This window comes from Nonomuraea monospora (assembly GCF_039531895.1).
In the GTDB taxonomy this organism is placed as follows: domain Bacteria; phylum Actinomycetota; class Actinomycetes; order Streptosporangiales; family Streptosporangiaceae; genus Nonomuraea; species Nonomuraea monospora.
Genome location: NZ_BAAAQX010000015.1, coordinates 186,083 through 208,874, shown reverse-complemented (window position 1 = coordinate 208,874; position 22,792 = coordinate 186,083). Strand labels below are relative to the sequence as shown.

Below are 22,792 nucleotides of genomic sequence, written 5' to 3'. Positions count from 1 at the left end.
GGGGCTACTTGACCGGATGCGCTACTTCAGTGCCCCCGCCGTCAGCCCGGCCACGATCCTGCGCTGGAAGAACAGCACCAGCAGCACCAGGGGAAGGGTGACCAGCACCCCGGCGGCCATCTGCGTGCCGAAGGGCGTGTCGAACTTGGCGGCCCCGGTGAACTGCGCGATCCGCACGGTGGCGGTCTGCCGCGCCTGGTCGTTGATCATGGTGACCGCGATGATGAACTCGTTCCAGGTCGCGATGAACGCCAGGATGGCCGTGGTGAAGACGCCCGGCGCGGCCAGGGGCAGCATGACGCGGCGGAACGCGCCGATCGCGGAGCAGCCGTCGATCATGGCGGCCTGCTCCAGCTCGTACGGCAGTTGCCGGAAGAACGTCGTCAGGTTCCAGATGGTCAGCGGCAGCGCGAACGACATCGACGGCACGATCATCGCCTGGTACGTGTTGATCCACCCGATGGCCGTGAACAGCTCCAGCAGCGGCACGATGAGCAGCGCCCCGGGGAACATCGACACGGCGATGACCAGGGCCAGCACGACGTTCTTGCCCCGGAAGTGCAGCCGGGCGAGCGCGTAGGCGGCCAGCGTGCCGACGAGCAGCGTCACCGCCGTGGTGACGCCCGCCACGACGAGGCTGTTGAGCAGCGACTGCCCGAAGCCCAGGTCGGCGGCGAAGACCGCCTCGTACGACTCCAGCGACCACGGCGCGGGCAGTGGTGACTTGTCGTAGATGTCGGCGGTGCGGCGGAAGCTCGACACCACCATCCAGTAGAACGGCACCAGGCAGTACAGCGCGATGCCGATCATTCCCGCCCTACGCCACACGGGCGCTCCCCTCACGCCGCCGCGTCCGCACGTCGCTGAGCAGGTCGGCTCCGAGCAGCTTCACGAACACGAACGCGATCACCGCGATGTAGACGAACAACGCCGTCCCGTAGGCGGACGCGGGCCCGTAGTGGACCCGGGTGGCCTCGTCCCAGATCAGGCCGGACAGCGTCTCCACCGACTGCTTGCGCGGCCCCACCAGCACGTACGGCAGATCGAAGATCCGCAGCGCGTCCATGAGCCTGAACAGCACGGCCACCAGCAGGGCGGGCCTGACCAGCGGCAGCGTGATTCGCCAGAACGTCTGCCACGGCCTGGCCCCGTCCACCCGCGCCGCCTCGTACACGTCGCCGGGGATGATCTGCAGGCCGGCCAGCACGAGCAGCCCCACGAACGGCGCCGTCTTCCACACGTCGGCGAGGATGACCGCGAGCTTGGCCCAGGGGCCGTCGGCCGTCCAGAGGATCTCGGTGCCGAGCAGCGCGTTCGCGACTCCGTCCGCCTGGAAGATCCACTTCCACATCAGCCCTGACACGGCGGTCGGCACCGCCCAGGGGATGAGGATGCTGGCCCGCAGCAGCGCGCGGCCCCTGAACGCGCGCTGCATGACCAGCGCCATCGCCACCCCCAGCACCACCTCCAGCGACACCGTCACCACGGTGAAGAGGGTGGTGTTGAAGGCGGCGTTCAGGAAGCGCTGCTGCACCACGCCCGCGTAGTTCGCCAGCCCGGCGAACCACTCGCCCTCCACCACGAACCCGTCGGCGTCCAGGCGCTGCCCGCTCTCGTAGAACGACTCCCGCATGGCCGCGACCAGCGGGTAGAAGACCACCAGGGCGAGCACCAGCATGGTGGGCGACAGCAGGGCGGCCGCCGCCCACCGCGACGATCGGGGCGTCACTTGAGCAGCGGCCCGAGCGCGGCCTGGAGCTCCGACAGGCCCTGCTCGACCGGCTTGGCGCCGGTGACGATGGCGTAGGCGGACTCCTGGATGGCGGCGGTCACGTCGCCGTACTTGACGGCCTTGGGGCGCGGCTTGGCGGCGAGGATGCCCTCCTTCAGCGCGGGCAGGTACGGGTACTTCTCGATCATCGCCGGGTCCTCGTAGATCGCGGCCCGCGGCACCGGCATCGAGCTGGTCTGCGCGAACGCCTTGATCTGCTCGGCGCTGGTCATGAACGCGACGAAGTCCTGCGCCGTCTGCTTGTGCTTGGAGAAGGCGGAGACGGCCAGGTTGTTCCCGCCGAGCGTGCCCGCGCCAGGCCCGGTCAGGCCGGGGATCGGGGCGACGTCGAACTTGCCGTTCACCTTGCTGGAGCCGTCGGTCTTCTGCGCGGCCTCGTAGCCGTAGGCCCAGTTGCGGTAGAAGAGCAGCTTGCCCTCCTGGAAGGCGACCCGGCCCTCTTCCTCCTTGTACGTGATCGCCTCCTTCGGGATCATCCCGCTCTTGAACCCGTCCGCCAGGAACTGCGCCGCCTGCTTGGCCGCGTCGCTGGTGAGCTGCGGCTGCCCGGAGGCGTCGAGCAGTTCGCCGCCGGCCGAGGCGACGGCCTCGGAGAAGTTCACGGTGAGGCCCTCGTACTTGTCGAACTGGCCGCTGTAGCAGCTCATGCCCTTCTGCTTCGGCAGGACCTCGTCGCAGGTCTTCTTCATCTCGGCCCAGGTCTTGGGCGGCTCCTTGACCAGGTCGGTGCGGTAGTAGAGCAGGCCGGTGCCGGTGAACAGCGGCATCGCATACAGCTTGTCGCGATATTTCGCCGTATCGACGGTGGTGGGGAGGAAGCCGGTGGTGTCCAGCTTGAGCTCGTCCACCCACCGGTTCGCGGCGAACTCGCTGGTCCACACGGCGTCGATGAGGATGACGTCGCCGGCGTCCGACTTGGTCTGCGCGTTCTGGATGAGCTTGCGGCGCTGCTCGTCGGCGCTCTCCGGCAGCAGGACGACGCTGACCTTCTCGTCCGGGTGGGCGGCGTTCCAGGCGTCCACGATCTTCTGCACGGACTCGGCCTCGAACTTGCCGCCGAGGAACGTGATGGGGCCGCGGGCGGGGGCGGCGGACGTGGTGGCGGGCGGGGTGGACGACCCGCAGGCCGTCAGGCCCAGCAGCAGGGCGGCGGTGGCGTACAGGGGTCTCATCGGGGGGTTCCTTCCAGAGATACGGTCTCGCCGGTCAGCCGCGACCGCTCGGCGGCCCAGGCGATGAGGTGGCTGTGCAGGCTCTCGGCCGGCGAGGAGAGAATCGGGGCGCGCTCCCGGGTGGCTACCGCCGTCAGGAACGCCTCCACCAGCGCTTCGTCGCCGCCCCCGTGCCCGCCCCTGGCCGTGCCGTCCCCGCTCGGGCGGGTCTCGACGACGGTGGAGCGGCCGGTGACGAAGTCGTGGACGGTCAGGCGGTCGCCGTCGCCGTCGATGGAGCCGCGGGTGCCGAAGATCCGGGTCTGCCGGTGCAGCGCGGGCGTGAACCCGGTCATGGTGAACGACGCGGTCGTGCCGCCCTCGAACTCCAGGTTCACCACCTGGTGATCGACCACGTCGTTGTCGCAGGCGTACACGCACCTGCCGTAGGGGCCGGTCCTGAGCGCCTCCAGCACGCCCGCCTCGGAGACGTCGTCCGTGAGCACGGACAGCGGCCAGGAGTGGTCGCCGGCGAGCGGGAGGTAGAGGCGCTTGGCGGAGTACGGGCAGCCGGGCTCGACGGAGCAGTCCAGGCAGCGGTCCGCGGCGCCCGCCGGCCGGTTCTCCGGCCGGAAGTGGTGCAGGCCGCCGAACGAGGAGACGCGGGTGACCTGCTTGCCCGTGAGGTGCACCAGCCAGTCGAGGTCGTGGCAGGACTTGGCCAGCAGCATGAACGTGGACTCGTCGGCCCGCCGCCAGTTGCCCCGCACGTACGAGTGCGCCTGGTGCCACCACCCGACCGGCTCCAGGTGCTGGACGCTGACGACCTCGCCGATCCGTCCCTCGTCGAGCAGCGCCTTCAAGGCCCGCGTGTACGGGGTGTAGCGCAGCACGTGGCACACCGCGAACACCGCCCCCGACCGCTCGGCGGCGGCCACGATGGCGCGGCAGTCGTCCTCGGAGACCGCCATCGGCTTCTCCAGCAGGATGTCGTAGCCCAGTTCTGCGAAGCGCACCGCGGGCTCGACGTGGTCGCGGTCCTGCGTGGCGATGATCACCGCATCGGCCTGCCGGGGCAGCGCGGCCAGCTCCCGCCAGTCCGCGTACGGCGCCGCCCCGGGAAACCGGTCGCGGCGCCCGGCCAGCGGATCGGCCACCGCGACCACCCGGGCCCTGCCGGTCCCGACGGCGTGGCGGGCGTAGGAGGTCCCTCGCGAACCCGCCCCGACGACGGCGAGTGTCACCATGTACGAGCGCCTCCCACATATGTAACCAATTCACGTATGTCGGCCGATGCTAGGATCCACGCTGGTAGACGTCAATAGGGAAGTTATGGGAAAGGGTCTCATAAGTGACCGAGCTCCGGCCGGGTGACGCGTCGCTGCTGCGCAAGGTGAACACCCAGGTCACGCTCAGGGCGCTGCGCCGCGCGGGCGTCGCCACGCTGACCCAGCTCGGCCGCGTCACCGGCCTGTCCAGGCAGACGGTCGAGGCGGTGCTCGACGAGCTGGGCGAACGCGGCTACGTCCGGGAGGTGCCGCCCGACGAGGGCGTGATGGGGCGGCCCGCGCGGCGGTTCGGCTTCCGGGCGGACGCCGGCTACGTGGTGGGTGTGGAGGTCGGCGGCGACGCCATCGTGGCCGCCCTCGCCGACCTCAACGGCGAGGTGATCGCCTGGGAGCGGGCCGAGGTCTCCGGCGACGCCGCCGCCCACGAGCGGCTGGAGGCCGCCGAACGCACGGCGCTGGCCTGCGTGGACGGCGCGGGCGTGGCACGCAGACGAGTGTGGACGGTGGCGGCGGGCACCTCCGGCATCGTGGACAGGACCGGCCGCGTGGCACTGTCGATCACTCTGCCCGGCTGGACGGGCGTCGACCTGGCGGGGCTGGCCGGCCGCTGGTTCGGCGGCACCGCGCTGGCCGCCAACGACGCGAACCTCGCCGCGCTCGCCGAGCACTGGCGCGGCAGCGCCCAGCACGCCTCGGACGTCGTCCACGTGCTGATCGGCCACCGCGCCGGCGCGGGCATCCTCATCGGCGGCCGTTTGCATCCCGGCCGCTCCGGCGCGGCCGGTGAGATCGGCACGCTGCGGCAGGTCGGCTGGGAGGACGCCGCCCGCGAGCTGGTCAAGGACGCCTCGGCGGCGGAGGTGTTCGAGGCGGCGCTGGCGGGCGACCGCGAGGCCGTGCGCCGGGTGGACCGCTACGCCGAGAACCTCGCCATCGGGGCCGCCGCCCTGGTGCTGGCCATCGACCCCGACCTGCTGGTGCTCGGCGGGGGGTACGCGCGGGCCGGCGACGTGCTGCTCGAACCGCTGCGCCGGCACCTGGCCGAGCTGTGCGTGAGCGCGCCCGAGGTGGTGGCGTCCACGTTCGGCGACGAGGGGGTGGCGATCGGCGCGGTCCGCCTCGCGCTCGACCACGTCGAACGCGAGGTGCTCGGGCTCTGACCGCCTCTCCGCCAGGCTCTCCGTCCGGCTCTCCGCCCGGCTGTCAGTCTGCGACGAGCCTGGACTGGTCGGCCTGCTCCCGCTGGCGGCGCAGCTCGTACGTGCCCGGCGCGATGCCGGCGTAGGCGTGCTCCGGATGCGCGAGGTAGGCGGTCGCCCCCTCCGCGACGGTCAGCACGCCGAGCACCAGGCCGCCGGGCCGCTCCGACGGGGTGAAGCACGCCCTGCCGGTGGCGACCAGGAGATGCGTGTTGGCCTCGGCCTGACCCCGTACGACGGGGACGCCGCCCTTGGGGATCGGGACGGCGGCCGGTTCCCTCCTGGCAGGGACGACGGCCACGTCGCCCTGGAACTGCAGGCCGGACAGGATCGGGATCTCCGCCTGCCGGTCGAGGTGATCGTCGACGGCGATGCCGAAGGCGGCGATGGCCTGCTCGATGGTGGGCATGGTGGACGGGCTCCTCAGGATCGGCGCTGGGCGGTGGCGTACTGGGCGGCGCTCAGGCCGTAGGTCCAGGCGGCGGCCTCGATCGGGTCGCCGCAGTGGGTGGGGACGGTGAGGCCGAAACGGCGGCGGGTGCCGTCGCGTTCGACGGTGCCGTTCGTGCACAGCAGCACGCGGACCGGGGTGGTGTAGACGCCGTCGGGGACGTCGTGCAGGGTGAGCGTCTGGCCGGGGTTGCCGGGGTCGGGCACGGCGGGGCCGAGCTGTTCGAGGCGGGCCTCGACGGTGAAGCGGTCCCAGCCGCGGCGTTCGATGGCGCAGCGGCGGATCTCGGCGTTGGGCTCGCGGAGGATCTCCTGCGCGGTGAGCGTGTCGTCGATGACGGCGCGGGGGACGTGGGTGCCGTGCCAGAAGCACAGCTCGAACCCGTCGGGCCAGGCCACCGCCGGGCCGTCGGCGCGATGCGGCCGTTGCGTGGCCCAGGAGCCCTCGCCGGTCTGTTCGAGGCGCAGCTCCGAGGGGCCCTCGGAGAACAGGACGAAGTCCCGGAACGGCCACCACCACCAGCCTTCGGGCGCCGCGTCCCCGACGTGCTCCAGCCAGGCGCCGGACCGGTGGCTCTGCAGGTGGGCCCGCCACAGCCGGCGCACCTCGCCGCGGATCGTGTCCTGACGCGGGCCGCCCACCGCCGCGTCCACGCCCGCCAGCACGGCCGCGGTCGCCGCCTCCGCCACCCCTGGCGGGGGCTTGGCGATCACCGGCCGGTCCGCTTCATCGGCCGGGCCTGGCGACTCGGTGGCCAACGCGCGGCTCAGCACCGCGGCCATCTCGGTGTGCAGAGCGGTGGCCGCCGCCCCATGCACCGTGCCGCTCGCTGTGCCACGCACCGTGCCGCTCACTGTGCCACGCACCGTGTCGCGGACCGTGTCGCTGGCTGTGTCGCTCGCTGTGTCGCTCACCGGGCCGCTCACGGGGCCGCCGGTCGCGGACTGGACGGCGGTGCGTACGGCGGTCGCGATCGCCTCGCCCGCCGTCTCCTCGATCGCACGGTGGACCGACTCCAGGACGCGGCGGTTGCGGTGACCGGTGACCAGGCAGGCGGCGATGGGCGCGGCGAAGGCGCCGGCGAGCGGCGAGGGCGCCCACACGACCCGCTCCGGCGGTACGTTGTCGAGCACTCGATCTTGACAAGCCTACTGCAGTTCGTACATTAGTTCGAATGGAAGCGATGGTCATCGAAGACGCCTTACGCACCCGGCCCGACGACGTCGCCGCCTGGCACGCGTACAGCGAGCACCTGCTGGAGCGAGGCGACGCCAGGGGCACGCTGATCCGGCTGGAGCAGAGCCTGGCCCGCACCAGGCCCGCCGACCGGCCGGGCGTGCGGCAGGAGATCGCCGACCTGGTCGCGCGGCATGAGAACGGCTGGGACGACGGGCTGCCGGACGGGGCGCGGGTGCTCTCGCGCCGGCACGGCTTCGCCGCGGAGGTGGCCGTCGAATGGTCGGACGGCGTCCGCGAGATCGTGGAGCAGGTGCTGCGCGCCCCGTTCGTCACCACGCTGAGAATCACCACGAACGCGGAGGACGAGCGGGACGACGACGAGGAGGAGCGGGACGAGGAGTACAACTATGCCGTGGACCGGGGCGATCCCCGCCCAGGACGCCAGGACCTGGGCGTCTTCGCCGGGCTGGACCTCGGGCGGCTGACCGAGCTGGACCTCGCCTACGTCAGCGTCGGCTACGACGGCGCGCAGACCCTCGCCGCCACGTTCGCCTCGGACCGCCTGCGCGCGCTCGACCTGCGGTACTGCCGCGTCGCCGACACCGGCCTGGCCGCGCTCGCGGCGTGCCCGCGACTCGGCGGGCTGCGCCGCCTGCACCTGCAGCGCAACCGGCTGACCGCCGAAGGCGTGCGTCACCTGCACAGGTTCACCGAGCTGACCGAGCTCGACCTGCGCTACAACGACCTCGGAGCGGACGGCGCGCGGGCCCTGGTCGCCGCCCCGTTCGCCGGGGCCCTGGAACGGCTGTGGCTCTACGACTCCGACGTGGGCCGCGACGGCGTCGCGACGATGGCGCAGGCCGCGAGTCTTCCCGCGAGCCTGCGGAGCCTGTGGAGGTGCGTGTGAGCATCGAGCTTCGAGACCGCTTCTTCGAGCTGTCGGCCGGGGACGCCCCCGCCGAGGAGGCCGCCCGCTACCGGGCCGAGGTGGACACGATCGACGCCGAGCCGGCGGCGACCGTGGACGGGCTCGACGTCTCCTGGCATCCGTCGGCCCGGTTCAAGGCGGTGCGCTTCATCGACGCCGAGCTGATCGACGAGCGGGTGCGGGAGCTGTTCGCGCGGCCCAGCGAGGAGGCCCCGTACCTGGCGGCGGTGTTCGTGGACCCGCACGAGCTGTCGTTCCGCACGTTCGAGAACATCGTTCCCCTGGACCGCCTGTTCGAGGCCGTGCCGCTGGAGCTGGAGCCGGCGGGGTGGGCGGAGCACGCCGAGGGCGTGTTCACCTTCTCGCTGCGGATGGGCGACAAGGCCCACGACCGGCTGACCAGGCTGGACGGCCTCGGCCTGTACGTGCCGCCGCTGAACGCCGCCTCCCGCGGCGGTGAGCGGTTCATCTTCCACTCGGCGCTGCTGGCCGAGGCGTTGACCGACGCGGTGGCCGAGGCGCTGCCGCCGGCGGTCGCGCAGGGCTTCTCGCACGTGAACCCGGTCTTCAGGTGCAACGGCTTCGAGCCCGGCGACGCCAACTTCCACCTGCATCGGGACACGCCGTACCACGACGCGGCGCGGCGGCACATCTCCCGCTACACCCTGCTGATCTACCTGACCGGCGGCACCGGATCGCCCGCGCTGGACCTGGCCGGCGGCGCCGCGCTCAGCGAGATCGACGCCTTCACGTGCGTGCTGTTCGACCAGCGCTACGAGCACGAGGGCGCCCCCTACCGCGACGGCCGCAAGGTGTTCCTGCGCACCGAGCTGATCTTCGCCGCCGACGAGGTCACGCGGGAGCCGGAGATCGGCGCGCTGTTCAGCAAGGCGTGCTACCTGACCGGTGAGAGCGTGTTCGCGCCGGAGCTGTCCCGGCACGCCGACGCGTACTACAACCGGGTGGCCGCCGCCCACTGGGACGGCCTGGGCGAGGGGCCCCTCCGCGAGACCTTCCTGCACAAGGAGTTCCGCGGGGTGCACTTCGTGACCAACGGCTACGACTTCTGGTTCCCCGTGACCGAGGCCCTGCCCGCCGCCGAGTGCGTCGCGATCACCCTGCTCGACTACTTCAACTGCAAGGTCGGCGGCACCGCGTTCCGCGCGTCGTGCCGGACGGAGGTGATCGAGGCCGGCGACGCCGCCTGGATCCCGGAGTTCCTGCGGGACAAGCACGGAAGCTCGGTCATGACGAGGGTGGACAAGGGCGCGTTCTTCCCCGAGCCGGAGCGGGCCATCGACTCGCTCTGCTGCCCGTTCCACCGCATGGACGACTTCGACCCCACCCGCCAGGGCGAGATCATCGACGTCTACGAGGACGCGCGGACCTTCGCCGCGGCGCACATCATGCCCGCGCCGATCCTCATGCTCGGCGAGGACGTGGCACTCGACCCGGACCGGTTCGTGATCCAGGGCGACCTCATCCACGTGCTCGGCGAGCGGGCCCTCACCCCGGTCAACTTCGCCGCCTGCTGGAACGACGAGTCGATCGAGACCGACTACGTGACGGTCGCGGCCGAGGTCGGCGTGACGCGGTTCCTCGTGCCGCCGATCCTCCACAAGGAGGCCGGCGGGTGCCGCCACCTCAGCTTCGACTTCTTCCGCAACTCCTGGATGGTCGACCACCGGCAGGCCACCGTCCCCGTGCCCAGGATCACCGAGCTGGCTTGGGCCGATCCCGGGACGAGCGAGGCCTGGCACCACTCGGTGGACAAGTCCCTCATCGACGAGGATCACCCGTTGCGCCACGCCGACGACGAAGACGACGAGGACGACTGGGAAGACGAGGACGAAGACGAGGAGGACGAGGAGTAGCCAGGGTGGCTCAGAAGGACCTGGCGGCTTCCAGCAGGGCGGCGCGCACCTGCTCCTCCGGCAGGTCCATCGTCTTGACGGCCCCCCACTGCAGCGCGCCCAGCAGGGCCCAGCTCTTCAGCCTGATCTCGGGGCTCGGGTCGTCACCGACGAGCTTGGCGTAGATCGTGTCCCTGAACGTCGCGATCTGGTCGCGCTCCGAGCCGGGCGTGGTGGTGGCGTCGTCCGCGGCCAGGTCCTCCATGAACAGCCGGATCACCGACCGGTAGCGCACCGCGAACTCCACCAGCGCCTCGACGAACTCGCCCCGGCTCGCGTACGGCGCGTCGAGCAGCGCCAGCATGTCGCCCGCCACCGGTGACAGCAGCTCCAGCGCCAGCCGGTCCTTCGGATGGAAGTGGTAGGCGACCGCGGTCTTGGTCAGCCCGACGGCCGCGGCGATGTCGGACAGTGACGTGGCCGCGTAACCCCGCTCGGCGAACAACTCGCGGGCGGCCGCCAGGATCCGGGTGCGGGTGTCGTCGGATGATGTGGTCATCGTCTCATTTCCCTGCGGGAGCGAGCCTTCCGGACACCTCCCGTTTTATCGTAGGTCCTGTACGACCGTACAGGACGGGCGTCGAGTGGGAGCTGAGCGATGACGCGGTTACTGGGACGGCTGGGCGGCTGGTGCGCGCGGCACGGTTGGATCGTACTGATCACCTGGGTGATCGCCGCCGCGGCCCTGATGGGCGGCAGTCTCGCCTTCCCCAGCCCCACCAACAGCGACGCCAGCATCCCGGGCACCGACGCGCAACGCGCCCACGACCTGATGAAGGACGGCTTCGGCAGCGGTTACGCCACCGGCGGCACCGTCCAGCTCCTGCTCTACTCCGCCGACGGCCCGCTCATCGAGGACGAGCGCAAGCAGGCGGTGGAGCGTGCCATGGACCGGCTGCGCACGATGCCGCACGTCACCAAGGTCGAGACCCCGTTCCGCGCCGGCGGCATCTCCTCCAACCTGCAGATCGGCCTCATCACGATCCGCATGGAGGGCAACGACAGCGACAAGATCGCGCAGACCACCCAGGAGTTGTCGAAGGCCGCCGACCCGGCGCGGGACGCCGGGCTCGAAGTGGTGCCCGCCGACAGCTCGACCCCGGCCGACAAGGAGATCAAGACCGGGCCCAGCGAGATCATCGGTGTCATCTGCGCGCTGCTGGTGCTGGTGTTCGCGTTCGGCACGCTCGTCGCCGCCACCGTCCCCATCTTCGCCGCGCTGATCAGCGTGGCCACGGGGCTCGGCGTCATCGGGCTGCTCGGCTGGGTCGTGGACATGCCCAAGCAGGCCGGCATCATGGCCACGATGATCGGGCTCGGCGTCGGCATCGACTACGCCCTGTTCCTGCTGTCCCGCCACCGCCGCCTGCTCGCCGACGGGGTGCCGGTCGTGGAGTCCGTCCGGCGCACCGTGGCCAGCTCCGGCGGGGCCGTCGTGTTCGCGGGCGGCACCGTCATCATCGCGCTGAGCGCGCTGCTGCTCGCCGGGTTCCCGCTGCTGGCCACGCTCGGCTGGGTCACCGGCATCTCGGTCGTGGCCGCCGTGCTCACCTCCGTCACGCTCGTCCCGGCCCTGCTCGGGCTGCTCGGCCACCGCATCAACTCCCTCAAGGTCCCCCTCCTGCGCGGCGCCGGCGGATCCCACGCCGCCGGCACCGGCTGGGCCGGACTCGGCGCCTGGGTGGCCCGCCGCCCGTGGCGGACCCTGATCGGCAGCGTCATCGTCCTCGGCGCGCTCGCCGCCCCCGCCCTGGCGCTGCAGCTCGGCCCCCTCGACGAGGGCTACGGCGCGCAGGGCTCCGAGCCGCGCCGCGCCTACGAGCTGATGGCCACCGGCTTCGGCCCCGGCTTCAACGGCCCGCTCATCGTCGTCGCCGAGCTGCCGTCCAAGGTGTCCGACGCCGACGACCCGCTCGTCAAGGACCTCACCCGCGAGGTCGAGGACGTCGAGGGCGTCAAGTACGTCGCCGACCCCAAGGTCAACACCTCCGGCCGCTCGGTCCTCATCCAGGCCATCCCCGAGTACGCGCCCAGCGACGAACGCTCCGCCCAGGTCGTCAGGGACGTCCGGGCCATCTCCCTGCCCGGCGTGGACGTGCACGTCGGTGGCAAGGTCGCCGGCCTGACCGACGCCGGCGACCGCATGAACGAGCGCACCCCGCTGGTCATCGGCGTCGTGGTGCTGCTCAGCGCGCTGCTCCTGCTGCTGGCCTTCCGCGCGCCGATCGTCGCCGTCAAGGCGGCGGTGATGAACCTGGTGTCGCTGGGGGCCGCGTTCGGGGCGCTGGCCATGGTGTTCTCGATCGGGCTCGGCAGCGGGCTGGTGGGCATGGACCCGCCGGTCAACTCCTCCTTCGTGCAGACGATCTTCTTCTCGGTGCCGATCGAGAGCTACGTGCCGCTGATGTTGTTCGCGGTGCTGTTCGGGCTGTCCATGGACTACGAGGTGTTCCTGCTGACGGCGGTACGCCAGTCGTACCTGCGGCACGGGAACAACTCCAGGGCCGTCGCCGAGGGGCTGGGCTCCACCGGGCGGGTCATCACGTCCGCCGCGTTGATCATGGTGGCGGTGTTCGTGGCGTTCATCGCCTACCCCGACGCCATGGTGAAGACGTTCGGGGTGGGGCTCGCCGTGGCCATCGCGGTGGACGCCACCATCATCCGGGGGTTCCTGGTGCCGGCCACGATGGTGCTGCTCGGGCGGCTCAACTGGTGGTGCCCCCGGTGGCTCGACCGCATCCTGCCGAACCTGTCGGTGGAGGGGCACGAGGAGGACGAGCCCGTCGCGCGGGAGCGGCGGGAGCCGGTCACGGCCGGGGTCTAGGGGCAGATCCGGCGGTACGGCTCGTCGCCGCCGACGTGCGCCGCCCACTGCTCGCGGGTCAGGGGGCGGACCACCTGCGAGCAGGCGGCGGCGACGGGGAAGGCGGGCGAGGTGATGTCCCAGACCTGCAGCATCGCCCCGTAGCCGCTGGTCACGATCACCTCACGGCCGCTCAGCCGGTACGGCGCCGACACCACGCCCTGCCCCGTCGGGATCGCGTGCAGCCGCCTGCCGGTGGCGGCCTCCCAGACGATCGCGGTGCTGTCGTGGCCGCCGGTCACGATCACCTCGTCGCCGCCGAGCCGGCCGATCGCCACCGAGTACAGGTCGCCGTCGCCCGTCATGACCGACAGCGAACGCCCCGTGGCCGCCTCCCAGACCCGTACCTTGCCCTCGTAGTGCCCTGACACGATCACCTCCACGCCGCCGAGCCGCCCCATGGCCACGGCGGAGGTCTGCTGCTCGGCGGTCATGCCGCGTACCTGCCTGCCCGTGGCGGCGTCCCAGATGTGCACGGAGCCGCCGCCACTCACGACCACCGGCGTGCCGCGCAGCGTGCCGAAGGCCAGGCTGACCGACTCGAACCCGGCGTCGACCTGCCACAGCCGGGCGCCCGTCGCGGCCCGCCAGGCGATGATCTCCCCGTTGGCGGCGGCGCCCAGGATCAGCAGGCCGCCGTTGACTGTGCCGGGCACCACCGAGACCACGGGGAGCTTGGTGTCGACGCTCCGCAGCAGGCCGCCCGTGACCAGGTCCCAGAGGCGCAGGAAGTGCGGCCCTTGGTCGCCGCCGGAGCCGGCCTCGGCGAGCACGTCCTTGCCGTCGAGCCGGGCCATGGTCATGCTTCTCGTGCCCCTGGCGAACATGGAGGTGAGCAGCCTGCCGCTGTCCAAGGCCCGGACCCTGATCCTGGCGTCGTCCGCCGTCACGGCCACGGGCACGCCGCCTGCCTGCCCTGTCGTCGTGGCCGCCAGCGGCCTGTCGGACCTGATGGTGCGGGAGGGCCTGCTGTTGTAGGGCGCCCAGACCTGCACCCTGCCCTTGCTGTCGCCTGCCATGATCACGGAGGTGTCGCCGTGCCGGCCGACGACCAGGTCGTACAGGCCGGCGCCGGCGTTGAGCAGGCGCAACGTCCGTCCCGTCGCGGCGTCCAGGACGTGGACGGTCGTGTAGTTCTCCACGGTCACAATGGCGAGCGCGCCGTCGAGCGACCCGAGAACCAGCGATCCCGACGCCGTGCCGAGCCGGATGTCGCGCAGGCGGGCGCCGGTGGCGGCGTCCCAGAGGCTCACCACGGAGCTGCTGGAGCCGCTCTCGGTGCGCGAGGCGATGACGGCCGCGCCGTCGAGCCGTCCCACGGCCACGACCGTGGGGCCCCGCGCCGAGGCGGGGCCCAGCTTCCTGATGAACTTGCCGGTGGCGGCGTTCCAGATGCGGACCTCGCCGCCGTCGTGGCCCGTCACGATCGCGGGCGTGCCGTCGAGCTGGTCGAAGGCCACGTTGCCGAGCAGGGCGGACACGGGGATCACCCGCAGCCGCCGCCCTGACGTGGCGTCCAGGACCGCGATCCCGGACCTGAAGCCCGCCGCGACCGCCGGGACCCCGTTCACCTCGCCCACGGCGACGTCGATCAGCCCGGGGCCGACCTCGGCCTGCCAGCGCAGCCTCCCCGTGCGGGCCTCCCACATGCGCAGATCGGTCTGGTCGGCCGCCACGACCATCGGAACGCCCCCGACCTCCGCCCAGGCCACGTCCGTCACGGTCGTGGCCGGTCGCATGGTGCGCAGCGTGCCGCCGGTCGTCGTGTCGTACAGGCGCACCTCGCTGCCCGCGTCGGGACCGCCCGACAGGCCGGCCACGATCACCGGGACCCCGTCCAGCGTTCCGGCCGCGAGCCCTCCGGTGGCCTGGCCGAACCCCGGCAGGGCGTCCATCCGGGGATCGGCCACCGCCCTGGCCAGGCCGTCGGTCGTGTCCGGCGTCCTCGACAGCGTGTAGGCCGCCAGCGCGAGCTGCCTGGACAGGTTGGGGTCGCTCTCCGCCACGTCCCGGCTCTGCGCGGCGACGTGCTGCGACAGCGCCTCCAGCCGCCTGGCCTCCGACTCCCGGGCGACCCGCGTGGTGACGACCGCGACGCTCACCGAGGCCACCAGGGCCAGCACCGTGGCCACGACCACGGCTGCCACGCCGCGCCGCCTGGTGCGGACCGCCCGGCGGCGGGCCTCGCGGCTGGCCGCCAGGAACCGCGCGGAACGCGCGGGCAGCGGCGGGAAACCGGCCGGATCCGACTCCCACCGGGCCCGCGCCTCCTCGGCCGCGCTCAGCCGCGTCCCGCTGTACAGGTAGGACGGGTCATCCCCGTGCTCCGCCCACTCCCTGGCCTGGTGGTCGAGCTGCTGCCTGGCCAGCAGGACGGCGCGGTCGGCGTCGATCCACTCCCGCAGCCGGGGCCACGCCCTGATCAGCGCCTCGTGGCTGAGCTCCACCGCGTCCTCGCCGACCGTGAGCAGCCGGGCCTTGACGAACGCCTCCAGCACCTGGCCCGCCTCGTCGTCGCCGAGTTCGGTCAGCAGCACCCTCATCCGGGTGTCCTCGGCCTCCTCGCCCAGCCGCACCAGGCGGGGCAGCAACCGGCGAGCGGCCTGCTGGCCCGGCAGGTCGAGGCCGGTCAGCGTGCTCTCCGCGGTGTTGGCCAGGGCCCGGCCCACGCCGCCCGTCGCCAGGTAGCCGCCCACCGTCAGCACGCCGTCCTCGCGCCGCTGCCAGGTCTCCAGCAGCACGTGCGACAGCAGCGGCAGCACGCCGCGCGGCCCGGCCGCCAGGGAGGCGCCCACGTCGTCCAGCAGCAGGTCGGCCAGGCCCGGCTGGAGCGTGAGACCGGCCAGCTCCGCCGGCCGCTCGATGACCTCCCGGAGCTGACCGGTGGTCATGGGCGTGACGACCACGGGACGTTCCAGCGCCGTGGCCAGCTCCCCGTACGCGACGCAGCGCCCGTAGAAGTCGGCCCGCAGCCCGAGCACGACCACCGCCTCGGAGCAGGCGCCGTGCAGCGCCGCCAGGAACGCCCGCCGCTCCGCCTCCTGCTCACACAGCGTGAACAGCTCCTCGAACTGATCGACCACGATCACCCGCTCACCAGGACGCGACTCGGAGAGCAGCTCGCGCAGCCTGCCCGGGTCGTCCAGGAGCGCCTCCCGCAGGTCGGCGGGGTGGAAGCGGTCCAGGGACGCCAGCCGGGAGGCCAGCGCGCCGACCGGGTCCGCGCCCGGCGCGAACACCATGACGCCGGTGCCCGCCGCCCGCTCCAGCAGCGGCACCAGACCGGCGCGCAGCAGCGACGTCTTGCCCGCCCCCGACGGGCCCACCACGATCAGCGGCTCCTCCACCGACACCTGCGCGGCCACCCGGTCGGCCAGGTTCCTGGTCAGCTCGGCGCGGCCGAAGAAGAACGCGGCGTCCTGCGGCCCGAACGACCCCAGCCCCCGATACGGGCTGAACTCGCCGTCCTCCCCTGACCCCGCGACGTTCGCCACCAGCGGGCGCACCCTGGCGGGCCAGCCCGACTGCCTGCGCGGGGCCGGTAAGCGCTGCTCGGTCAGCAGCCGCGCCACCGCCTGGTACGCCTCCTCCACCCCCAGGTACGGCCCCGCCGCCACATCCCCCTCGGCCAGCACCTTGAGCAGCGCCCCCGAGAACGCCGTGTGCTCCGCGCCCTCCGGCGCCCACGCGCGCTCGTCCCGCCCGGCGGCCGTCAGCAGGTAGCCGCCCTGCTGGGTGGCGGCGAACGCCTCGTCGATCGCCGGCCGCACCCCGTCGGCCCGCCCGGCGAAGCAGCAGTCCAGCACGACCAGCACGAGCGGCGCGCGGCAGCCGGACAGCACCTCGGCCACCGTCGAGTACGGCAGCGCCTGGTGGCCGGGGATGCCCTTGGTCAGGTCCACGGTGGCGCGGGTGGCCAGGTGCAGCTCGCCGCGCGGGCTGACCAGGCCGTGGCCCACGTAGTACAGGACCAGCACGTCCTCGGCGCCCTCCGCCGCCGACACCAGCGCCGCGCCGAGCTCCTTCGGATCCCCCGGATCCACGAGAACGGTCAGCCCTGACTCGGCCAGCCCCGCACGTTCGACCAGGAGCCGCCCCAGGTCCGCGACCGTCCGCCCCACCGCAGGGACAGGCGTCAGGCGCGAGCCCGCCATGTACGAACCGGACCCGGCCGGCAGCACCCGCGTGCCCGGCCGCGACAGCAGCAGCTCCGGCGGCTCACCCGGCGGTCTCATCAGGCTCGCCGGGGGCCGCTTCCAGCATGCGCACCAGCTCGGCGGCCAGATCCCTGGCACTCGCCGCGTCCACGGCCTTCACGCCCTTCGCCGTCAGCTCCACCGACTGGTCGCCGCGGCTGGCCTTGACGCTCACCTCGCCGCGCCGCGTCCCCAGCCAGGCGACCAGCACCGTGGCCGCCGTCGCGAGGCCGCCGCCGGCGCCGAGCAGCAGGTTCAGCACGTCGGGGGCGGCGCCCAGGGCGCCCGGCTCGGGCGGGGCCTCGACGATCCGCACCCTGCCACGCAGCTCGGGCTCCTCGCCCAGCCAGGCGTGGAGATCTCGCAGGTCGTCGCCGGGATTGTCACCTTCGATACGCAGTTGGACGGTCACACGCGCCCCCCGTTCCTGCAGTCCGGTAACCGGAATGTACCGCGCGACGCCCTCCCGGGCACGGTCCTCGGGAGGGCGTCCGATGGGGTGGTCAGCCGGCCCTGACGCAGTCCTGGAGGGCGACCTCGCCGGGGACGTCGGCCGTGCCGCCGCCCGTGCACTTGATCCTCAGCGCGACGTCGCGGGCGACCCCGAACGCCTCGCCGGTGAAGTCGCCGTTGGTCACGGCGCCCAGCGAGGCCGCGCAGCCGCCGAACAGCACCGTGCGGCCGGGGTCGCCGCGGACGGAGTCGCAGGTGTAGGTGGGGGTGAGGATCGGAGGCAGCGCGTTCTCACCGGCCGCGTGGGCGGTGCCGGTGAGGGCGAGGGTGATGCCGGCGGCGAGGGCGGCGGTGTGGCGGATCATCGGCGGTGTCTCCGTCAGTCGGGGTCGGCGAGGTTGCAGGCGGGGACCCAGCCGACGATGCCGGTGGTCGCGTTCGTGCCGTGGTGCCACAGGGTGCTCTCGAAGTTGTCGCAGCGGTAGAGCCCGTGCTCCTCCGACCGGTCGGACTCGAAGCCCTGGCCCGCGTAGCCGAGCCCGTTGCGGCCCGACCCGGACCTGGGCTCACTCCAGATGATCACGCCTTGGGCGCCGAAGTCGTACAGACGCCTGGCCTGCGCCTGTGTGGCTCCGGCGGGGAGCAGGCCGCTCAGCGCCAGGAGCGTGAGCAGGCCGGCCGTGGTGGCTCGTCGAATGTGCCGCACCATGCCTCCTTCCATGAGTTCCATTGCTCACGGTAAGGCCGCGATCACTCAACGTGCCAATCGTTTTCCGGTGCGTCGCCAGCCGAGATAACCGCCGTCCAGCGGCCGGGCGTCGTACCCGTGCTCGCGCAGCAGCCGCACCGCCTCGGGAGACACCACGCAGTACGGCCCGCCGCAGTACGCCACGATCTCGGCCTCGGCCGGCAGCTCGCCCAACCGGCTCAGCAGCTCCTTGACGGGCACCGAGATCGCCCCCGGCACGTGGCCGGCCGCGTAGTCGGCCGCCGGGCGCACGTCCACCACGACCGTGCCGGGGTCCTCCAGCCGCGCGGCCAGCTCCTCGGCCGTCACCCCTTCGAGGCTCCCCAGCCTTGCGCGCACGGCCTCACGCAGATCGGCCAGCCGCCCGTCCGCGAACGCCTGGAACTCCCCGAGGAACCGCGACACCCCCTCGTCGGCCAGCCGGTAGTAGACGTGCGTGCCCTCCCGCCTGCTCGTCACGAGCTGCGCGGCGCGGAGCTGCTGAAGCTGGGCGGAGGTGTTCTTGAGCGGAATCCCGGCCGCCCGCGCCAGCTCCTCCACGGTGCGCTCGCGCTGGTCGAGCACGTCCAGCAGTCGCAGCCGCACGGGGCTGGCCAGCGCCTTGCCGACGCGGGCGAGCTGCGCGTAGATCGGCTCCTCCGGGAACATCAGACCATGTACTGGTCGTGGCGCAGGTACACGTCGGTCCACTCCTCAGGGCTGAGCTGCCTGCCGCTCTCGACGATCGCGGCGAGCTCCTCGAAGTACGACTCCCGCGGCGCGCCCGGCGTGAACAGGATCAGCATCGTGGCCGGCTCGCCCGACTCGTTGCGGAAGGCGTGCACCCCGCCCTCGGGCACGAACAGGAAGTCGCCCGGCTTGCCCTCCGCCCACTTCTCGCCGTTGAAGAGCCTGATGGCGCCGGACAGGACGTAGAACGACTCCGTCATGGTGCGGTGGAAATGGGCACCGGGCCCGCCCGGCTTCGGGCCCATCTCCCAGCGGTAGAGCCCGTAGGCGCCGCCGGTGGAACCGCCGGTCGCCAGGTAGTGGACCTCGGTGTTGGTGCCGATCTTCAGGTCGGGGGCACGGTCGGCCAGGGCGAAGGTGCCGCTGTGCTCGCCTTCCTCGGCGAAGTAGCGGGGCTCGGGGTAGGACATGCTCTCAGTTCCTCCAGCTTTCTAAGGAACTTTAGAATAGCGAAGGGAGCACCTCCGCCGCCAGCCGTTCGAGCTGTTCCGCTTCGTCGGACATCGCGTCCAGCAGCACCAGGTCCGCGCCCGCCCGCAGCACCTCGTCCAGCCCCTGCGCGCACGCGTCGGGCGGCCCGCTGACCAGCATGTCCGCATTCCCGTACATACGGGACAGCGGCCCTTCGAGCCTCGCCTCCGCACCCACCGAGACGTACACGCGCTTCGCGACCCGGAAGCTCGCCGGATCGCGCCCGGCCTGCTCCAGCTCCGCTCTGACCGTGCGCACCTGCTCGGCGAACGCGGCCGTGGTGGCCCCGCCCGCGCCGATGAACCCGTCGCCGTGCCGGACCGCCCGCCTGATCGCGGCGGGCTGGTGCCCGCCCAGCCAGACCGGCGGATGCGGCTTCTGGTACGCCTTCGGCTCCATGGCCGCCTCCACCTCGAAGAACCGCCCGTGGAAGGCCACCTTCGGCTCGCTCCAGCACGCCTTCATCAGCTCGATGCCCTCGGTGAAGCGCGTCACGAACCCCTCGGGAGAGACGCCGAAGGGCGCGAGCAGGTCCCGGGAGCCCAGCCCGAACCCCACCTCCAGGCGTCCCCGGCTGAGCTGGTCGAGGGTGCTGAGGCTCTTGGCCAGGTGCAGCGGGCTGTGCACGACGCTGACGTAGACGGCGCAGCCGAGGCGCAGCCGCTCGGTGCAGGCCGCCGCGTACGTCATGACCTCGGTCGGGCCGAGGGTGGGGACGGGGTTGAGCGTGCCCTCGCGCGTCCAGGCGCTGTGGAAGCCGAGGTCCTCGGCGCGGCGCAGGTAGGCGCGGAACGCGGCCGGGTCGAACGCGCCGTCGGAGATCTGCTGGGGGAGGGAGACGGCGAAGCGGGCCGTCGTGGTGTTCGTCATGCTTCACCGCATACCCATCGTCACGAGTCCTCGGCGGCGTCCGGGGGCCCGAGTTCGCCGGCGGGGGCGTCGTCCAGGTGCTGAGCCTGTTGCCGCAGGCAGGACAGCATGGCCTGGCCCGCGGGGGTCAGCGCGCGGGAGACGGGCAACGTCACGCCCACCGAACGGCGTACCGACGGCAAGGGGACCGGCAGCTCGGCGAGCTGGTCGTCGTTCCTGACGAACAGCGCGGGCAACGCGGCGATCATGTCGGTGGCGACGAGCAGTGAGCGGATCGTGAGCATGGACGTGCATTCCGTCCGGTCGCCCGGCAGCGGCAGGCCGTCCTGCTGGAACACCTGCTCCAGCTCCTGACGCAGCGAGGTCTGCTCCAGCGGGAGTATCCACGGGAAGCCGAGCAGATCGGCCAGCGTGCGCGCCTGCCCGGCCGGATGGCCGGCGCGGGCCACCAGCCGTACGGGCTCGTTGTAGAGCGGTATCTGGCGCAGCCCGGAGCGGTCGTCGATGGGGTTGAGCCGGCCGACGACGAGATCGAGGTCGCCGCCGCTGAGCTGGGGCGCGAGCGAGTCGAACGTGCCCTCTTTGACGATCACGGTGATCCCCGGCCGGTCGGCCTTGAGCGCGGCGATGGAGCGGGGCAGCAACACGTTCGTGGCCGTCAGCAGGGTGCCGACGGTGACGGTGCCCGCGTCGCCGTCGGCGAGCCCCGCGATGTGCTCACCGGCTCTGCGCAGCTCGGCCTGCACGGCGCGGGCGTGGCCGATGAACGCCTCGCCGAACAGGGTGGGGGTGACGCCGCGCGGCCCCCGGACGAACAGCTCCACCCCGAGGATCTCCTCCAGCTCGCGCAGCCCGCGCGTGACGGCGGGCTGCGCGAGACGCAACTGCTCGGCGGCGCGCAGGACGCTGCCGTGGTCGGCGATGGAGGTGACGAGCACGAGGTGCCGGAGCTTGAGCCGGCCGCTCAGCAGATCCAGCGAGCGAGTTATCACCGGATCAATATATCTACTCCGACATCTCTGCCTCTTTGGCTATATCTACAGGTATAACCAGATCAATATACCTGGGGGCATATCAGGTATTGGACTGTTATCCCTGGCTCTCAGCACAATGGCGTCCATGAAGCCCGCGCACTACATCAACGGCGCCTTCACGGTCGCAGGGACGTCGTTCCCCCTGCGTTCACCCATCGACGGCCGCGAACTCCGCACGGTGCCCGAAGCCTCGCGTGAGACCGTGGACGAGGCCGTACGCGCCGCCAGATCCGCCTTCGAGGGCGCCTGGGGGCGGGTCGACGCCGAGGAGCGCTGCGTCTACCTGCGGCGCGTCGCCGACGGCATCGAGGCCAGGTTCGAGGAGTTCGTCGCGGCCGAGGTCGCCGACACCGGCAAGCCGCGTGAGCTGGCCGCCACGGTGGACATCCCCCGCGCGATCGGCAACTTCCGCGCCTACGCCGACCTCACCTACGGCCGTTCAGGGCAGGCCTACCCCATGACCGTCCCGCCGTGGAGCGGCAGCGGCCAGGCGCTCAGCTACACCGTGCGCCGCCCGCTGGGCGTCGTGGCCGTCATCTCCCCGTGGAACCTGCCGCTGCTGCTGCTCACCTGGAAGGTCGCGCCGGCGCTCGCGGCGGGCAACGCCGTCGTGGCGAAGCCGTCGGAGGAGACCCCGTCCACGGCGACCCTGCTGGCCGAGGTGATCGACGCGGCGGGCCTGCCGCCGGGCGCGTTCAACCTCGTCCACGGTCACGGCGCGAACGCGGCAGGCGAGCACCTGACCGCGCACCCCGGCGTGGACGCGATCGCCTTCACCGGCGCCTCGGCCACCGGCAGCGCCATCATGCGCAACGCCGCCGCGCACGTCACGCCGCTCTCGTTCGAACTGGGCGGCAAGAACGCCGCTCTCGTCTTCGCCGACGCGGACCTGGAGCAGGCCGTCGAGGGCACGCTGCGCTCCAGCTTCACCCACTCCGGCCAGATCTGCCTGTGCACCGAGCGGGTCTACGTGCAGCGGCCCGTCTTCGGCGCCTTCGTCGAAGCGCTGGCCGAGCGGGCCCGCCGCCTCGACGGCTACGGGCCGATGATCTCGGCCGCCCACCGCGACAAGGTGCTGTCCTACTACCGCCTGGCGGCCGAGGAGGGCGCGACGGTACTGGCGGGCGGCGGCGTCCCCGTGTTCGGCGACGCCCGCGACGGCGGCTACTACGTCGAGCCCACCGTCATCACCGGCCTGCCGCAGACGGCCCGCACGGTCCGCGAGGAGATCTTCGGCCCCATCTGCCACGTCGCGCCGTTCGACGAGGAGGACGAGGCGATCCGGCTGGCCAACGACAGCCCCTACGGGCTGGCCGCCACGGTCTGGACCGACGACCTGTCGCGCGCCCACCGCGTGGCGCCCAGGATCGAGGCCGGGATCGTCTGGGTGAACTGCTGGAACCTGCGCGACCTGCGCACCCCGTTCGGCGGGGTCAAGGCCTCCGGCATCGGCCGCGAAGGCGGCGAACACTCCCTCGACTTCTTCTCAGAACCCGTCAACGTGTGCGTCAAGATATGAGGACCCG

At 72.3% G+C, this 22,792-nt stretch carries 20 protein-coding genes; 5 read left to right on the top strand and 15 right to left on the bottom strand.

From position 1 onward, the window contains the following. Nucleotides 1-21: 21 nt before the first annotated feature. From ABD331_RS28380 to ABD331_RS28365, 4 genes are read right to left on the bottom strand one after another with little or no spacing between them, the layout of a single operon-like run. Nucleotides 22-828: a carbohydrate ABC transporter permease gene (locus tag ABD331_RS28380; RefSeq protein WP_344480873.1), complete on the bottom strand. Its 807-nt coding sequence runs from the start codon at nucleotides 826-828 to the stop codon at nucleotides 22-24. Next, nucleotides 818-1,729, bottom strand: a complete 912-nt coding sequence (locus ABD331_RS28375) for a carbohydrate ABC transporter permease (protein WP_222871516.1) — start codon at nucleotides 1,727-1,729, stop codon at nucleotides 818-820. The genes ABD331_RS28380 and ABD331_RS28375 overlap by 11 nt, the downstream gene beginning before the upstream one ends. Next, complete coding sequence (locus tag ABD331_RS28370; protein WP_344480869.1) at nucleotides 1,726-2,964, bottom strand: ABC transporter substrate-binding protein; 1,239 nt, start codon at nucleotides 2,962-2,964, stop codon at nucleotides 1,726-1,728. The genes ABD331_RS28375 and ABD331_RS28370 overlap by 4 nt, the downstream gene beginning before the upstream one ends. Further along, nucleotides 2,961-4,190 (bottom strand): Gfo/Idh/MocA family protein, encoded by a 1,230-nt coding sequence (locus tag ABD331_RS28365; protein ID WP_344480867.1) that lies wholly within the window; start codon nucleotides 4,188-4,190, stop codon nucleotides 2,961-2,963. The genes ABD331_RS28370 and ABD331_RS28365 overlap by 4 nt, the downstream gene beginning before the upstream one ends. A gap of 104 nt (nucleotides 4,191-4,294) precedes the next feature. Between ABD331_RS28365 and ABD331_RS28360 the strand changes: the two genes are divergently transcribed. Next, the gene (locus ABD331_RS28360; RefSeq protein ID WP_344480865.1) at nucleotides 4,295-5,392 is read left to right on the top strand and encodes an ROK family transcriptional regulator; all 1,098 of its coding nucleotides are present in this window, start codon (nucleotides 4,295-4,297) and stop codon (nucleotides 5,390-5,392) included. A gap of 43 nt (nucleotides 5,393-5,435) precedes the next feature. On the opposite strand, the gene ABD331_RS28355 is transcribed toward ABD331_RS28360, so the two are convergent. Then, on the bottom strand, nucleotides 5,436-5,840 hold the full coding sequence (locus ABD331_RS28355) for a hypothetical protein (RefSeq protein WP_344480863.1): 405 nt from the start codon (nucleotides 5,838-5,840) through the stop codon (nucleotides 5,436-5,438). Between the two features lie 14 nt (nucleotides 5,841-5,854). Continuing rightward, complete coding sequence (locus ABD331_RS28350) at nucleotides 5,855-7,015, bottom strand: DUF6745 domain-containing protein (RefSeq protein WP_344480860.1); 1,161 nt, start codon at nucleotides 7,013-7,015, stop codon at nucleotides 5,855-5,857. 41 nt (nucleotides 7,016-7,056) lie between these two features. On the opposite strand from ABD331_RS28350, the gene ABD331_RS28345 reads away from it, so the two are divergent. Both ABD331_RS28345 and ABD331_RS28340 read left to right on the top strand, forming a co-directional pair. Beyond that, on the top strand, nucleotides 7,057-7,968 hold the full coding sequence (locus ABD331_RS28345; protein WP_344480858.1) for a leucine-rich repeat domain-containing protein: 912 nt from the start codon (nucleotides 7,057-7,059) through the stop codon (nucleotides 7,966-7,968). After that, nucleotides 7,965-9,863: a hypothetical protein gene (locus ABD331_RS28340; RefSeq protein WP_344480856.1), complete on the top strand. Its 1,899-nt coding sequence runs from the start codon at nucleotides 7,965-7,967 to the stop codon at nucleotides 9,861-9,863. Before ABD331_RS28345 ends, ABD331_RS28340 begins: the two co-directional genes overlap by 4 nt. A gap of 10 nt (nucleotides 9,864-9,873) precedes the next feature. Here ABD331_RS28340 and ABD331_RS28335 read toward each other — a convergent pair whose 3' ends face one another. Continuing rightward, a complete protein-coding gene (locus ABD331_RS28335; RefSeq protein ID WP_344480854.1) occupies nucleotides 9,874-10,401 on the bottom strand; it encodes a TetR/AcrR family transcriptional regulator in 528 nt (175 codons plus the stop codon). A 99-nt stretch (nucleotides 10,402-10,500) separates the two neighbouring features. On the opposite strand from ABD331_RS28335, the gene ABD331_RS28330 reads away from it, so the two are divergent. After that, on the top strand, nucleotides 10,501-12,726 hold the full coding sequence (locus tag ABD331_RS28330) for an MMPL family transporter (protein WP_344480851.1): 2,226 nt from the start codon (nucleotides 10,501-10,503) through the stop codon (nucleotides 12,724-12,726). Here the strand turns inward: ABD331_RS28330 and ABD331_RS28325 are convergent. From ABD331_RS28325 to ABD331_RS28290, 8 genes are all read right to left on the bottom strand, one after another. After that, nucleotides 12,723-17,000, bottom strand: a complete 4,278-nt coding sequence (locus ABD331_RS28325) for a caspase, EACC1-associated type (protein ID WP_344480849.1) — start codon at nucleotides 16,998-17,000, stop codon at nucleotides 12,723-12,725. The genes ABD331_RS28330 and ABD331_RS28325 overlap by 4 nt on opposite strands. After that, nucleotides 16,984-17,373, bottom strand: coding sequence for an effector-associated constant component EACC1 (locus ABD331_RS28320; protein WP_344480847.1), 390 nt, complete (start codon nucleotides 17,371-17,373; stop codon nucleotides 16,984-16,986). The genes ABD331_RS28325 and ABD331_RS28320 overlap by 17 nt, the downstream gene beginning before the upstream one ends. A gap of 91 nt (nucleotides 17,374-17,464) precedes the next feature. After that, on the bottom strand, nucleotides 17,465-17,779 hold the full coding sequence (locus ABD331_RS28315) for a hypothetical protein (RefSeq protein WP_344480845.1): 315 nt from the start codon (nucleotides 17,777-17,779) through the stop codon (nucleotides 17,465-17,467). A gap of 14 nt (nucleotides 17,780-17,793) precedes the next feature. After that, nucleotides 17,794-18,120, bottom strand: coding sequence for a hypothetical protein (locus ABD331_RS28310; RefSeq protein ID WP_344480842.1), 327 nt, complete (start codon nucleotides 18,118-18,120; stop codon nucleotides 17,794-17,796). A 48-nt stretch (nucleotides 18,121-18,168) separates the two neighbouring features. Continuing rightward, nucleotides 18,169-18,810: an ArsR/SmtB family transcription factor gene (locus ABD331_RS28305; protein ID WP_344480840.1), complete on the bottom strand. Its 642-nt coding sequence runs from the start codon at nucleotides 18,808-18,810 to the stop codon at nucleotides 18,169-18,171. Then, nucleotides 18,810-19,301: a cupin domain-containing protein gene (locus ABD331_RS28300; protein ID WP_344480839.1), complete on the bottom strand. Its 492-nt coding sequence runs from the start codon at nucleotides 19,299-19,301 to the stop codon at nucleotides 18,810-18,812. The genes ABD331_RS28305 and ABD331_RS28300 overlap by 1 nt, the downstream gene beginning before the upstream one ends. A gap of 31 nt (nucleotides 19,302-19,332) precedes the next feature. Then, the gene (locus ABD331_RS28295; RefSeq protein ID WP_344480836.1) at nucleotides 19,333-20,232 is read right to left on the bottom strand and encodes an LLM class flavin-dependent oxidoreductase; all 900 of its coding nucleotides are present in this window, start codon (nucleotides 20,230-20,232) and stop codon (nucleotides 19,333-19,335) included. 20 nt (nucleotides 20,233-20,252) lie between these two features. Then, the gene (locus tag ABD331_RS28290) at nucleotides 20,253-21,224 is read right to left on the bottom strand and encodes a LysR substrate-binding domain-containing protein (RefSeq protein ID WP_344480835.1); all 972 of its coding nucleotides are present in this window, start codon (nucleotides 21,222-21,224) and stop codon (nucleotides 20,253-20,255) included. A gap of 127 nt (nucleotides 21,225-21,351) precedes the next feature. On the opposite strand from ABD331_RS28290, the gene ABD331_RS28285 reads away from it, so the two are divergent. After that, on the top strand, nucleotides 21,352-22,785 hold the full coding sequence (locus ABD331_RS28285) for a 2-hydroxymuconic semialdehyde dehydrogenase (protein WP_344480833.1): 1,434 nt from the start codon (nucleotides 21,352-21,354) through the stop codon (nucleotides 22,783-22,785). The last annotated feature ends 7 nt before the right edge of the window (nucleotides 22,786-22,792 follow it).